This window comes from Patulibacter sp. (genome assembly GCF_030655195.1).
In the GTDB taxonomy this organism is placed as follows: Bacteria; Actinomycetota; Thermoleophilia; order Solirubrobacterales; family Solirubrobacteraceae; genus Patulibacter.
The window spans coordinates 1-13,571 of the sequence record NZ_JAURWA010000128.1; the positions used below are offsets into that span (position 1 = coordinate 1).

At 76.7% G+C, this 13,571-nt stretch carries 12 protein-coding genes; 8 read left to right on the plus strand and 4 right to left on the minus strand.

The window, feature by feature from the left end; genetic code table 11:
• Window positions 1-316 precede the first annotated feature (316 nt).
• The 4 genes from Q7T67_RS14110 to Q7T67_RS14125 form a co-directional block, all read right to left on the minus strand.
• A complete protein-coding gene (locus Q7T67_RS14110) occupies window positions 317-1,234 on the minus strand; it encodes an alpha/beta hydrolase (RefSeq protein WP_304790740.1) in 918 nt (305 codons plus the stop codon).
• Window positions 1,235-1,321: 87 nt separating this feature from the next.
• A complete protein-coding gene (locus Q7T67_RS14115) occupies window positions 1,322-2,500 on the minus strand; it encodes a glycosyltransferase (RefSeq protein ID WP_304790743.1) in 1,179 nt (392 codons plus the stop codon).
• Window positions 2,497-3,489: a hypothetical protein gene (locus Q7T67_RS14120; protein WP_304790746.1), complete on the minus strand. Its 993-nt coding sequence runs from the start codon at window positions 3,487-3,489 to the stop codon at window positions 2,497-2,499. The genes Q7T67_RS14115 and Q7T67_RS14120 overlap by 4 nt, the downstream gene beginning before the upstream one ends.
• A complete protein-coding gene (locus Q7T67_RS14125) occupies window positions 3,486-4,457 on the minus strand; it encodes a WcbI family polysaccharide biosynthesis putative acetyltransferase (protein WP_304790854.1) in 972 nt (323 codons plus the stop codon). Before Q7T67_RS14125 ends, Q7T67_RS14120 begins: the two co-directional genes overlap by 4 nt.
• A 191-nt stretch (window positions 4,458-4,648) precedes the next feature.
• Here Q7T67_RS14125 and Q7T67_RS14130 point away from each other — a divergent pair, with 191 nt between their 5' ends.
• The 8 genes from Q7T67_RS14130 (at window position 4,649) to ald (ending at window position 13,559) form a co-directional block, all read left to right on the plus strand.
• Window positions 4,649-5,725, plus strand: coding sequence for a glycosyltransferase (locus Q7T67_RS14130; protein ID WP_304790749.1), 1,077 nt, complete (start codon window positions 4,649-4,651; stop codon window positions 5,723-5,725).
• Window positions 5,726-5,820: 95 nt separating this feature from the next.
• Window positions 5,821-7,494 carry a PucR family transcriptional regulator gene (locus Q7T67_RS14135; RefSeq protein WP_304790752.1) on the plus strand — a complete coding sequence of 558 codons (1,674 nt, stop codon included), beginning with the start codon at window positions 5,821-5,823 and terminating at the stop codon, window positions 7,492-7,494.
• Between the two features lie 182 nt (window positions 7,495-7,676).
• The gene (locus Q7T67_RS14140) at window positions 7,677-8,087 is read left to right on the plus strand and encodes a hypothetical protein (protein ID WP_304790755.1); all 411 of its coding nucleotides are present in this window, start codon (window positions 7,677-7,679) and stop codon (window positions 8,085-8,087) included.
• A 128-nt stretch (window positions 8,088-8,215) separates the two neighbouring features.
• On the plus strand, window positions 8,216-8,392 hold the full coding sequence (locus Q7T67_RS14145; protein ID WP_304790758.1) for a hypothetical protein: 177 nt from the start codon (window positions 8,216-8,218) through the stop codon (window positions 8,390-8,392).
• Window positions 8,393-8,527: 135 nt separating this feature from the next.
• Window positions 8,528-9,451, plus strand: a complete 924-nt coding sequence (locus Q7T67_RS14150) for an LLM class F420-dependent oxidoreductase (protein WP_304790761.1) — start codon at window positions 8,528-8,530, stop codon at window positions 9,449-9,451.
• A gap of 99 nt (window positions 9,452-9,550) precedes the next feature.
• Entirely contained in the window at window positions 9,551-10,804 is a 1,254-nt protein-coding gene (locus Q7T67_RS14155) for a PAS domain-containing protein (RefSeq protein ID WP_304790763.1), read from the plus strand.
• 114 nt (window positions 10,805-10,918) lie between these two features.
• Window positions 10,919-12,382 (plus strand): aminotransferase class III-fold pyridoxal phosphate-dependent enzyme, encoded by a 1,464-nt coding sequence (locus Q7T67_RS14160; protein ID WP_304790766.1) that lies wholly within the window; start codon window positions 10,919-10,921, stop codon window positions 12,380-12,382.
• 73 nt (window positions 12,383-12,455) lie between these two features.
• Window positions 12,456-13,559 carry an alanine dehydrogenase gene (gene ald / locus Q7T67_RS14165; protein WP_304790768.1) on the plus strand — a complete coding sequence of 368 codons (1,104 nt, stop codon included), beginning with the start codon at window positions 12,456-12,458 and terminating at the stop codon, window positions 13,557-13,559.
• Window positions 13,560-13,571 lie beyond the last annotated feature (12 nt).

Consider the following 13,571-nt stretch of genomic DNA (forward strand, 5'->3'; position numbering starts at 1 on the left):
GACGGGCGGGCGGGCGGAGGACGGGGCTGCGGCGGGCCCCGCCGGGCGAGCGCCGGCCGGTGGCCGCCGCAGCGGGGGGGGTCCGGACGATCGGGTGCCGACAGGTGGCACGCGATCGACCACACCCCCCCGGGCCGACCACTCCTCCCCGACGGGTCCGGACGATCCGGTGCCGGCAGGTGGCACGGGTCCGACCGCACCCCTCGGCCGACCCCTCCTCCCCGACGGGTGGGGACGATCCTGTGCCGACAGGTGGCACGCGACCGACGCACCCCCACTCCCGGGCCCCGTCCCGCGGCCGGCGCGCCGGTCCGGTTCAGTCCTTCGGCAGCACCCGCTCGAGGAACGCGACCTGGTCGGCGGAGATCGTGCGGATCGCCTCCGGGTCGTAGAACGGCTCGAAGTGGTCGACGTCGTAGGTGTGCAGCTCGCCGCGCGGGGCCTTGCGGGCGAGCTCCCGGACGGCGGCGTTGGAGACCGAGACGTCGCGCTCGCCCAAGCCGACCCAGATCGGCGTCGTGATCCGGGCCGCGTGCCGGTTGGGCCGGTGCATCGCGACCGTGGCGAAGACGCCCGGGCTGATCGCGTCCTGCCACGGCGAGCCGAAGGGACTGGCGGCGGCCGAGGCGGCGAAGCCCTCGGCCTCGCCCGGCAGCGTCATGGCGCCGCGCGAGCCGGGAGGACCGGTCACGGGGATCGTGCGGTGGCTGCCCGCGAGGTCGGCGAGGGCCTGCGGGAGGATCCACGCCGACGTCGACAGCGGCGTCGAGAGGACGCGCGCGAAGCCGTCGAGGAACGGGCAGAGGACCAGCGACGCGACGACGCCGGGCATCTCGCGGGCCAGCCGCACGACGTGGCCGCCGCTGAACGAGAAGCCCCAGAGGACGATCCGGCCGGCGAGCGCGGGCTCCGCACGGCGCAGGCGGTCGGCGACGGCCAGCCAGTCCGCGCGCTGCTCGGCCGGGCGGAACCGCTGGCGGCGCTCCCCGCCGGAGTCGCCGAGGTGGCGGTGGTCGAAGGCGACGACCAGGTGGCCGGCGTCGCGCAGGGCCCGGGCGTAGGGCAGCAGGCCGTCGTGGCGGGTCATCGAGAACCCGTGCGCCATCAGGACCGCGGTCCTCGGCGGCTCCTCGGGCCGCAGGATCCACGCGGCGACCTCGCCGACGCGGACGTCCTCGACGTCGTCCGCGAGCGGCGCATCGCGGACCGGGGCGATCGTCGTGCTCTGGGCCATGGGCCACTATCCCGCAGGACCTGGCGCCTGTCACCCCCAGTCCGTGGCGGTCGACCGACGTCCGATGGGCCGACGGTCGACCCCGCCTCAGCGCCGGTCGAACCAGCGCTCGAGCTGCAGGTCCACCGGAAGCACCGGCGGCTCGTCGAGCTCGGCGCACGGCAGGTCCAGCGCGATGTCCCGCGGGGAGCGGACGGTGACCGAGGCGCCGCGGGCCGGCGCGAGGGCCTGCCAGGTCTCGAGGGTCGTGCCGTCCGTCTGGACCGGCGCGTGGACGTCGACGACCAGCTCGGCACGGCCGAGGATCTCCGGTCCCGGGAGGCCGCGGTGCAGGCGGGGGTCCGGGGAGGCGGTGGCCGCGTCGGTGCCGAGCCAGATCCCGACGTCGCCCGTGCGCAGCAGGCCCTCGGCGCAGGCCAGGCGGCGGGCCTCGCGGACGTCCTTCCCCATCGCGAAGCGGACGACGAAGCGCGGGTAGGTCCAGAGCAGGCCCCGACCACGCAGGTGCGGGTCGGTGAGCAGTCCGGCGATGCGCAGCGTCTCGCCGTCCTTGACCGCGCCGACGTCCTCGAAGCGGCCACCGAGGTCGGGTCCGTCGTGCCAGGCCAGCGCCTTCGGAGCGTGCGCGAACTCGGCGCCGGCCAGCCAGCAGCGGCGGGCGAACTCCCAGTCCTCGCCGCCGTAGCCGTTGATCTGCTCGGCGAAGCCCCCGACCCGTTCGAACAGCCACCTGGGACAGGCCAGCACCGCGCTGATGATGTACCGGTACGAGCGCAGGTCGCTCCGGGCGAGATCGTCGGAGACCGCGTAGCCCTCCGCCAGCCAGGCGGGCTCGGGCAGTCGCTCGGGTGCGGGCTCGCCCGTCGTCAGCCACGAGGCGAGCTCGTCGGGCGTCGTCGTGCTGAGGTCGGCGTGCAGCCGCCGGCCCACCGTGAGGCGCCGGCCGTCGCAGACGCGCAGCAGCTCCTCGAGGTAGGCGGGCTCGGGCACCGTGTCGCCGTCGAGCCAGACGAGGGTCTCGCCGGTGCCGATCCGCGACCCCAGGTTGCGGGCCACCCCCGGCCGGCAGCCGAGATCCTCCTGGCGCACGACGGAGACGGCGTAGGGGCGCTCGCCGGCCTCGGGGGCGGTGGCCGAGCCGTCGTCGGCGACGATCACCTCGAACGCCTCGGCCGGCAGCGTCTGCAGCTCGAGCGCCCGGAGGACCAGGTCCAGCAGCCGCTGGTCCTCGAAGTACGGGATGACGACGGTCGCGCGCAGGCTCATGCCGTCGTCCCCCGCGTCCGCGCCCAGCGGTCCAGCAGCGCCGTCTGGGCGACGGCCGCCTCGGCGGTGGTCGGTCCGACCCGCACGCCGGGGCGCAGCACGGTCGATGCGGGATCGGCGAGGGCGGCGCGCAGCCCCGCGGGCAGGTCGTCGGTCAGCGCGAGCGCGCCGGGGTTGCGGGCGTCGACCTCGCGGGCGTAGCCGCCGTCGACGACGAGCGGCCTTCGACTCGCGGAGAGCCACGACCCGATCGATCCCGACGCCGACACGTGCCGGTGCGGACTCACCGGCACGGCGACACGCGCCGCCTCGCGCAACTGTTCCATCTCCGCGAGGTACCCCGTGCACCGGAACCCGACCCCCTGCCGCGCGCACCGGGCGGCCAGCTCGCGGTCGAGACCCTCGTGTCCACGGGCGACGCCACCGAGCGCGACGAGCGTGGCGGGCCGGTCCAGGGCGGCGAGCGCGTCGGCGACGGCCGCGTGGCCCTTGCCGGGGTGGATCCACCCGAGGACGCCGACCGTCGCGTCGTCCCGCGGGTCGGCGGGGACGCGACGCGCATCGATCGGCAGCGGGAGGACGGCGCCGCAGGACGCCCCCGCCCCCCGCATCCCCGCCCGCTCGTGCTCGCTGCTGACGACCACGAGGTCGGCCGTCGCGGCGAGCTCCCGGTAGACGGCCAGGCGTCGGGCCAGCCGCGCGTCGCCCTCGCCGGGCTGCGGGACGTCGTGCAGGGTGATCGCCAGGCGGCGACCGTCGGCCAGCGCGGAGAGCGTGGCGGCCGGGGTGGGTCCGAGCAGGTCGTCGTTGAGGTGCAGGTGCAGCGCCGGGGCGCGGTCGGGTGCGGGCAGCAGCGCCCGGGCCGCCCGCGCCCCGGCGGGGTCCAGGAGTGCGGGCAGCGTCGTGCGCGGGAGGCCGTCGGAGAGCTGCAGGGCCAGCAGCGCGACCCCGTGCGTGGGGTCGCCGACGACGACGGGGTGGACGCTCACAGCCCCAGCGCCTCGATCGCGGGGGCGTAGCGCTCCAGCGCCGCGGCGACGACGGGGCCGCGCTCGGCGTACCAGGCGGCCTGCTCCCGGGCGACCGCGTCGTCGTCGATCCGGGTGCCGCCGACGTCCCACGTGTCCCCTCCGGCCCGGTGGCCGTCGGGGGGCGGGGCCTGCCGGGCGCCCCACGCGGCGTCGGCCGCCGCCGGGTCGAGGCCCAGCGCGTCGAGGACCTCGGGGCGGATCGGCGCCCGCACGGAGGCCAGGAGCGTCCGGCCGGGATCGCGGGCGACGGCGGAGAGCCCGCACGCCTCGAGCACCCGACCGGCCAGCGGGACGAGGACCGGGTTGCCGGGGTGGTTGATCGTGAGCATCGCGCCGGCGCCGGCGGCCTCGACGAGGTCGCTCGCGGGGACGGCCCCGTGACGCTCCTCGCGGCGACGCAGCTCGTCCAGCGACCGTCCCGCGACGGCGCGGAACCCGGCGGGCCGCAGGTGCCCGACGGGCCGGCGCCCGGTGCCCCGGGCGACGGCCAGGATCGTGCGGAGGTCGTGGTACGGGACGGTCGGCGGGTCGCCCATCCACGGGGTGCGGACCAGCGCGCCCCACGGGTGCAGGCCGGTGTGGCGGATGACGGGCACGACGACGAGGCGGGCCCGCGGGGCACGCGCATGGACCTGGGCGGTGCCCACGGGCAGGTCGCGCCAATCGTCGCGGACGGGCTGGGCGACGAGCAGGTCGGTCCGGGCGAGCAGGCGGTCCAGGTACGGCAGATCGTCGGCCTCGAGCTCGTGCACCGGCGGGACGCGGACGGCGTCCAGCGACGGGTCCGACGCCTCGAGGACGACGCGGAGCGCCTCGGCCTGGCAGTTGCCGTGGACCACGAGCAGCGGCCGGTCACCGCCGGGCGGTGGGTCGAGCTCGTAGAATCGCCCGTAGTGGCGACGTCGGGCGGCATCTTCGGGTCGCACCAAGTCGGGCGAATCTAGTGGACCCGCGACCCGGCCCCCTCGGCGACGGCGCTCGTGCCCCGGCACCCGTCCCGCACCCCGACGGCCGACCCGCGCCCTCCGGCCGACCCGCGCCCGTCGGCCGGCCCGCACCCGCACCCGCGCCCGTCCGGATCGCGGCCGTCCCCGCCGGCCACCCCTACGTGCGGTCCGTGCTGCCCCCGGGCCACGTGCTGCTCCCCGATCCCCCCGTCCCCGGGGCGCCGGCGGACCGGTGGTGGCCGCCGCAGGTCCTGACGCCCGCATGGCTGCGCGGCGCGGCAGGGACGTTCGACCTGGTCCACGTCCACTTCGGCACCGAGAGCCTGCCGCCGGGCGCGCTGGAGGCGGCGCTCGCGGCCCTGCGCGAGCTCGGCACGCCGCTGGTCCACACGGTCCACGACCTCGAGCACCCGCAGCTGCAGGACCAGGCGCACCACCGCCGACAGCTCGACGCGCTGCTCGGCGCCGCGGACGAGCTGCTCACCCTGACCGACCGGGCCGCGGCGACCGTGCTGGAGCGCTGCGGCCGCACCGCGACCGTCGTCCCGCACCCGCAGCTGGCCCCCGACGCGTGGTTCGCACGGGCGGACGAGCTGCGGCGCACGGCCGGCACGGGGGCCGACGAGCTGCGGCCCGCGGCCGGGACGGGGGCCGACGGGCCCGCTCGCGGGGGTCGCCCGCGCGCCGCCGGGCCGGTCGTCGGCGTCCACCTCCGCGGACTGCGCGCGAACGTGCGGCCCGGGGCGTGGATCGCCGAGCTCGCCGAGGCGGTCGCGGCGCGCGGCGGACGGCTGCGTCTCGTGGTCAACGACGAGGTCGCCCCCGGCACCGCCGCGCACCCCGTCCTGCTCGACCTGCACGAGCGCCTCCGCGGCCTGCCGGTGGACCACGTCCGCCGCCCCCGCCCGGACGACGACGGGCTCGCCGCGGAGCTCGCCGGCCTCGACGTCTCCGTCCTGCCCTACGCCCACGGCACCCACTCCGGCTGGCTCGAGCTGTGCTGGGACCTCGGCACGCCGGTGCTCGCCCCGGACGTCGGGGCGATCGCCGACCAGCACCGCGAGCCCTGGGCGCTGCGGACGTTCGACCCCGGACGTCCCGGCACCGTCGCCGCGGCCCTGGACCGCGTGCTCGACGCCCCGCCCGCGCCGCCCGCCGCCGAGCGCCTCGCCGAGCGCCGGCGCGTCGCCGGGCGCAACCACGAGGCCCACGCCGCCGCCTACGGCAGGGCGCTCGGACGACGCTGACCCCTCCGGCGGTCGACACCCTGTCCGGCGTCCGCGGCCAACGGATGGACGGTCCGGTGTTGCCCGTCGGCGCCCGAAGGGCCATCATCGGTCGGGTGACGCTCGTGGACCCGCCCGTCTCCCCGCGCCTGCCGGCGCTCCCGGAGGTCGAGCCGTACCGGCCGCTCGCCGCCCCCACGCCGCGGATCACGGTCGCCGACGCCCTCGCCCTGCCCGTGCTCCGCCGCGGCCTGCCGGACGTCGTCTCCGGCGCCGACCACCTCTCGCGGCCGATCCGCTGGGTCCACGCCGGCGAGGTCGCGTACATGGCCTCGCAGCTGCGCGGCGGCGAGCTGCTCCTGACCACCGGGATGGGCATCGGCCGCAAGGCGGTCGACCAACGACGGTTCGTCGCCGGCCTGGCCGAGCTGGGCCTGGCGGCGCTGGTGATCGAGCTCGGGCCGACGTTCGCGGAGCTCCCCGGCCCGCTCGTGCAGGCGGCCCGCCAGCACGAGCTCGTGCTCGTCGCGCTGAACCGCGAGGTGCCGTTCATCACCGTGACGGAGGCGATCCACACCGAGATCGTCAACGCGCAGTACGCGCTGCTCCGGCGCGGCGACGACGTGCAGGGGACGCTGACCAAGCTGCTGCTCGACGGTCACGGGATCCCCGAGGTCCTGCGCGCGACGGCGGAGATCGTCGGCAACCCCGTGTTCCTCGAGGACGGGGAGGGGCGCCTGCTCTACCACGCCGGCACGGCGGGGGACGACGTCGACGCGCTCGACGCGTGGAAGGCCTCGAGCCGCCCGTCGGGGCGCGCGCCGTGGCGGGCGGGCCTGGCGGAGCCGGTGCCGCTGGCCGGGCACGGCGGCGACGGCCGGCTGCTGGCCCTCCCGGTCGCCGGCCCGCTCGACGAGATCGCCGGCGTCGCGCTGCAGCGGGCCGCCGGCATCGTCGCGCTCGCCCTGCTGCGCGCCAGGCAGGAGGAGGAGCTGATCGCCCGCGAGCGCGGCAACTTCCTCGTCGACCTGGCCGAGGGCCGCACCACCGCCGCGCACGCCGAGCGGCAGGCGGGGTCGATCGGGTTCCGGACCGCGAGCGGGCACCTGCTGCCGATCGCCGCCGAGACCGGTGCGCCGGCCGCCGCGGCGTCGTGGAGCCTCGTCCTGCGCGACCTCGCGGTCGAGCTTGAGTCGCACGGTCTCGCCGTCCTCGCCGGCCAGCGCGAGCGTCCCGGCCAGCTGCTGGCGCTCGTCGGCCTGCGCGATCCCGAGGGACGGTCCGGGGTCGCCGACACCGTCGCCCGGGCCCTGCGGACCGCCGTCGCCCGGCGGCTCGGCGACGGGGTCACCCGGATCGCCGTCGGCTCCCCCACGGCGTGGCGCGACGCCGGGCCCGCGCTGCGGCTGGCGTCGGAGACCGCGGCCAGCGCCGTCGCCCTGCCGCCGGCGGATTGGTTCGACGTGCGGTCGCTCGAGCTGCAGCGCCTGCTCTGGCGCTGGCGCGACGACCGCGAGCTGCAGGCGTTCGTCCAGCGGCGCCTCGGTCCCGTCCTCGAGCACGACCTGCGCCGCAAGCACCAGCTGCTGCCGACGCTCGAGGCGCTGTGCGCGGGGGGCTGGCGCAAGGCGGAGGCCGCACGGGCCCTGCACCTCAACCGGCAGGCCCTCTACAACCGCCTCGCCCGCATCGAGGAGCTGCTCGACGTCGACCTCGCCGACCCCGAGCAGACGCTGACGCTGCACCTCGCGCTGCGCGCGCTGCCGCACGTGACCGACCCCGGGCGCTGAGCGGCGCCGGGACGGAGCCGGGCCGCGACGGGGGCCAACCGGGACGGGACGCCTCGGTTGCACCGCACGGCGGCCGCCGGAGGCCCACCGGCGCCCGTACATTTGCCGAGTCCGGGCGTCCGGCGCGGATGGACGGGTGGTGTGCGGTAGAAGGCAGGCCTCCCCCGTCGAGATCGGACACCATGAGCGAAGAGCACCGTCCAGGCCCACCGGCCCGGGACCCCGGGCAGTCCGTCGCGAGCTTCGTCGAGGTCTTCGCGGTCTGGCTGACGCGCGACGCCCGCCCGACGATCTCCGAGCAGACCCGTCGGCTGCAGGCGCTGCCGACCGGCGTCCACGGCGCGGAGGAGCTCGACCTCGTCGTACGCCACCTCCAGGGGCTGCTCGGCCGGCTCGACGCCCTCGCCGAGGTCATGGCCCGCCCCCTCGGTGGCCCCGGCGCGCGCGAGATCGAGCAGCTCTCGTCCGCGGCGGCCGACCACTGCAACGAGGCCCGGACCCTGATGGCGCGGGCGCAGCGGCTGCTCGGGAGCAGACCGGAGCCCGAGGGCCGGACGACGGTGGACGACGACTGCCGGGCCCGCCCCGACTGACGGGTGCCGCGATCCGGCATCCGATCGGGCTCCGCCCGCGTTCCCGGAGGCATGAAGCGCAGCGACGCGTCCCGATCGTCCCGGCAGGCGTTCCCCGACCGGGCCCCTCGCGACCGGGGGACCCGGCGATGAGCTCGCCCGGCCCCGGCGGCACGCCCGATCCGGAGAGCCCCGCCTGGGAGGAGCCCGGGACGGACCCCCGGACCACGGCGGCGGTCGAGCGCCTGCACGCCGAGATCGTCGCCCTCCGGCGCGAGCTCCCGGGTCTCGTCGACGACGCCGAGGCCGCCGCGTCCGAGGAGTGAGGCCGCGCCCGCGCGGGCCCCGGGGCGCCCGACCGGGCGCCCCGCTCCCGCGCGACCCTCGCCCGCGACGTCCCGCCCGGTCGGGCCGCCCACCCCGGCCCCCTAGGGTCGGGGTCCCGACCTCGAGGAGCCCCCATGAGCACGAGCACCGACAACGCCCCCGCCACCCAGGACGTCGACCTCGGCCGCGTCGGCCTCTGGTCCGGCGGCCTCGGAGGCATCGAGCTGGGCCGGCTGCGCGAGGTCGCGGCCGAGATCGAGGAGCTCGGCTTCGGCACGCTCTGGTGGGGCGAGGCCCCCGGAGCCCGCGAGACGCTCACCCAGGCGCTCGTCCTGCTCGGCGCGACGGAGCGCCTCGTCGCCGCGACCGGCATCGCGAACCTCTACATGCGCGACGCCGCCGCGACGGTCGCCGGCGCCCGCACGATCGCGGCGCTGCACCCCGGGCGCTTCGTCCTGGGACTCGGCGTCAGCCACGCGCCGCTGGTCGAGGGGATGATGCGCAAGGAGTACGGCAAGCCGCTCAAGACCATGCGCGCGTACCTCGACGCGATGGACGCCGCGCCCAAGGGCACCCCGGAGTCCCGGCAGCCCGGACCGCCCGTCCTGCTCGCCGCCCTGGGGCCGAAGATGCTCGAGCTCGCCCGGGACCGCGCCCAGGGCGCCCATCCCTACCTCGTGACCGTCGAGCACACGCAGCAGGCCCGTGAGGCGCTCGGACCCGACCGGACGCTCGCGGTCGAGCAGGGCGCGGTGCTGACGACGGACCGGGCGGACGGCCTGCGTCGTGCGCGCGTCCACCTCGAGATGTACAAGGGCCTGCCGAACTACCGCAACGCCTGGCTGCGCCTGGGCTTCACGGAGGACGAGACCCAGGGGGACCTCAGCGACCGCCTCGTCGACGCCCTCGTCGTCATCGGCGACGAGGAGGCGATCGGGGCGCGGGTGGCCGAGCACCACGCCGCGGGTGCCGATCACGTCTGCCTGCAGGTGCTGGGCGAGAAGAACGGCGACCCCGCCCTGGACGACGTCCGCCGGCTCGGCGCCTTGACGCGCTGAGTCCGTTGCCCGCCGGCGTCGGCTCGCCTACGATGGGTGGGTCGTGCGTCGCGTGATCCGCACCACCCCGCGTCCGTCCCCCGCCCCCGTCCCGGCCGGATGAGCGACGGGTCGCCCGACGGCGGGCGCCGCGGCCCCGGCCTGCCCGACTTCGGTGCCGCAGGGCTCACCCGCGGCGAGGTCGCCGTCGCGCTGCGGCCGGTCCGGACGGCCGAGCACGCCGCGGCGCTCGTCGCGACCCTCGGACGGATCGGCGGCGTCCGCAGCGCCACGACGACCGCCCACGACGGTGGCGAGCTGCGCCTGGCGGTCGTCGTCTCCCGGCCGGTCCCGCTCGCGTCCGAGCTGCGGCGCGTGCTCCACCGCAACCTCGTCTCGTGCACGTTCCGGGACGGGGGCTTCCTGGTCGTGCTGAGCCCGACCGCCGCGCGCCCGGGGACCGGCGGGACCGCCGCGCCACGTCCTCCCGTCCTCGCTCCCCCCGGCCCCCTGGCCGCCGCGACCCTCGTCCCCCCGCCCCGGTCGGCCCCCGCGCGCGCCGCGGGCCCCGGCGGTCCCGCGGACGTCGCGACCACCCCGTCGGCCGACGTGCTGGCCGGCGCGCTGCAGTCCATGACCGACGTCTCGATCCTCGTCTTCGACGCGGACCTGCGGGTCCGCGCCGTCACGGGGCACGCGCACGCGGAGGACGGCCGGACGCCCGAGCAGACCGTCGACCGGCCCGTGGTGGAGGTCCTGGCCGCCGAGCGCTGGGACCGGCTGCGCGACGCCCTGCCGGCGGCGCTGGCCGGCGAGACGACGGTGGTCGACATCGACGGCGGCGACGGGACCGCGCTCTACGAGTCGACCTGCGGCCCCGTCCTCACCGGGTCCGAGATCGCGGGCGGCATGATCGTCACGCGCGACGTCACCGACCGGCGTCGCGACCAGATGCTGCTGTCGGAGCTGCAGGAGGTCTTCGAGCTGACCTTCGAGCACTCCCCGATCTGCCAGGCGCTGCTGTCGCCGACCGGGCAGTGGCTGCGGGTCAACGATGCGCTGCGTCGCCTGCTCGGGCGCGACGAGGCCTCGCTCGCGGGGCGGCACGTCAGCGAGATCACCCACCCCGACGACCGCGCCGGCGAGCGGGCGCTCGTCGACGACCTGCTCGCGGGTCGGCGCGACCGCTACGCCCTGGACCTGCGGCTGCTGCACGCCGACGGCCGCTCCGTCGCCGTCCACGTGCGCGCGTCCGCGGTGCGCGATGCGGACGGCAGCGCCCGCGGCATGATCGCCCAGGTCCTCGACGCCGACCTGCTGTCGCGGCCCGGCGGACCCGGCGGAACGGGCGGACCGCCGCTGGCGATGCACTGAGCGGCGACAGATCGTCCGCCCGGTCCGGGGAGGTCTCGACGGGCTGCTCCATGACCCGGGCGAGGCCCGTGGTCAGGCTCGGAGGACACCCGCACGTCCCCAGGAGCCGCGCCGATGGCGAGCACCAGCACCACCCCCACGGCCTCTGGCCACGACGAGCTGCAGCGCGCAGCCCGCGAGCACCTGCTCCTGCACTTCACCAAGCAGGCCGCGGCGTACGGCACCGAGGCCGCGGACCCCGCCGTCGGCGAGCCGGGCCCCGCGACGGCCGGTGCGGCCCGCGACGAGCTGCTCGTCCTGGAGCGCGGTGAGGGACCGTACGTCTTCGACACGACGGGCAAGCGTCACGTGGACGCGCTGTCGAGCCTCTACTGCGCCCAGATCGGCTACTCCTACGGCGAGGAGTTCACCGCCGCGATCGGGCAGCAGCTGGCGACGCTCCCGTTCAACACGAACTGGAACACCGCGCACCCCGCGTCGATCCGCCTGGCCGAGGCGCTCGCGCAGCGCGCGCCGGGCGACCTCAACCACGTCTTCTTCACCAACGGCGGCTCCGAGGCCGTCGAGTCGATGTGGAAGATCGCGCTGGAGTACTTCCGCTCGACCGGCCGACCGCAGCGGCGCAAGGCGATCGCGCGCAAGAACGCGTACCACGGGGTCACGCTGGGGGCCCTCGCGTTCACCGGGGTCCCGGGCTACAAGGACGGCTTCGGCACGCCGCCCATCGACGTCACCCACGTCTCGAACACCAACGCGTTCCGCGCGGAGGACGCCGGCGACGAGGCCGCGTTCTGCGCCCGTCTGCTGGACGAGGTCCGCGAGGCGATCACCGCCGCCGGCGCCGACGAGGTCGCGGTCATCATCGCCGAGCCCGTGCAGAACGCCGGCGGCTGCCTGACCCCGCCGGCGGGCTACTGGAAGGGCCTGCGCGAGATCTGCGACGAGCACGGCATCCTGCTCGTCGCCGACTCCGTCATCTGCGGCTTCGGGCGGATGGGCAACTGGCTCGGCATCGAGCACGAGGACGTCGTCCCGGACATGGTCACGACGGCCAAGGGCATCACCTCCGCGTACGTGCCCGGCGGTGCCGTCTTCGTCGGTGACAAGGTCGCGGAGGCGCTCTTCGACCCGTCGATCGTCCTGCGCCACGGGATCACCTTCGGCGGCCACCCCGTCATGGCGGCCGCGGCCCTGAAGAACATCGAGATCTTCGAGCGCGACGGCGTGCTCGAGAACGTCCGGGCGCTCGAGCCGCACCTGCGGGCCGGCGTCGAGAGCCTGCTGGACCTGCCGATCGTCGGCGACGTCCGCGGCAAGGGCTTCTTCTGGGCCGTCGAGCTCGTCAAGGACGCGGAGGGCACCCGGTACGACCAGGCCGAGCGCGACGACCTGCTGCGCGGGTTCCTCCCCCACGCCCTGCGCGAGGCCGGCATCGTCGCCCGCGCCGACGACCGCGGCGACAGCGTCCTGCAGATCGCCCCGCCGCTGATCGCCGACGCCGCCCTGCTGGACGAGATCGTCGCCGCGCTGCGCGTCGTCCTGACCGCCGCCGGCGAGCACATGGGCCTCGCCTCGTGAGCACCGGCGTCCCCCGCACCTCCACGGCCACCCCGGCCGTCCCCCGCCCCACCCCGTCCGAGAAGAGCCACTGATGCGCGTCGGCGTCGTCACCGAGATCAAGCCCGCGGAGAAGCGCGTCGCGCTCACCCCGGCGGGCGCCCACGAGCTGGCCGCCACCGGCCACGACGTGCTCGTCCAGGCCGGCGCCGGCCTCGGCTCCGGGTTCACCGACCAGGCCTACGTCGGCGCCGGCGCACGGATCGTCGAGACCGCCGCCGGCGTCTGGTCCGACGCCGAGCTGCTGCTGAAGGTCAAGGAGCCGATCGCGTCGGAGTACGCGTCGCTGAACCCCGACGCCACGCTCTTCACGTACCTGCACCTCGCCGCCGACCCGGCGCTCACCGACGCGCTCGTCGCGTCGGGGACCACCGCCATCGCGTACGAGACGGTCACAGGACCCGCCGGGAAGGGCCTCCCCCTCCTCGCACCGATGAGCGAGGTCGCCGGCCGCCTGGCCGCGCAGGCCGGCGCGTACTTCCTGCAGGACCCGTTCGGCGGCCGCGGCGTGCTGATCGGCGGCGTCCCCGGCGTCGCCCCGGCGCGGATCGTGGTCATCGGCGGCGGTGTCGTGGGCACCAACGCCGCGCGCGTCGCGGTCGGGATGGGAGCGGAGGTCACGATCCTCGAGCGGTCGATCGCGCGCCTGACCGAGCTGGAGCTCCTCTTCGACGGCCGCGCAAGGGTCCTCATGAGCGACCCGCTGACCCTCCGCGAGGAGGTCTCCCACGCCGACGTCGTCATCGGCGCGGTCCTCGTCGCCGGCGCCGCGGCGCCGAAGCTCATCACCCGCGAGATGCTCGGCGCGATGCGCCCCAGGGCGGTCATCGTGGACGTCGCCATCGACCAGGGCGGCTGCGCGGAGACCTCGACCCCGACCACGCACGGCGACCCGACCTACGTCGTCGACGACGTCCTGCACTACTGCGTGGCCAACATGCCCGGCGGCGTGCCCAACACCTCCACGCGTGCGCTGACCAACGCCACGCTCCCGTACGTCCGCGCGCTGGCGGACCGCGGCATCGACGCGGCCCTGACCGCCGATCCCGGTCTGGCCGCCGGCGTCAACGTGCGCGCCGGTGCGATCCTGGTCCCGGCCGTGCAGCAGGCGCTCGACGCGAGCCGCCACGCCGCCTGAGGGCGGAGCCGC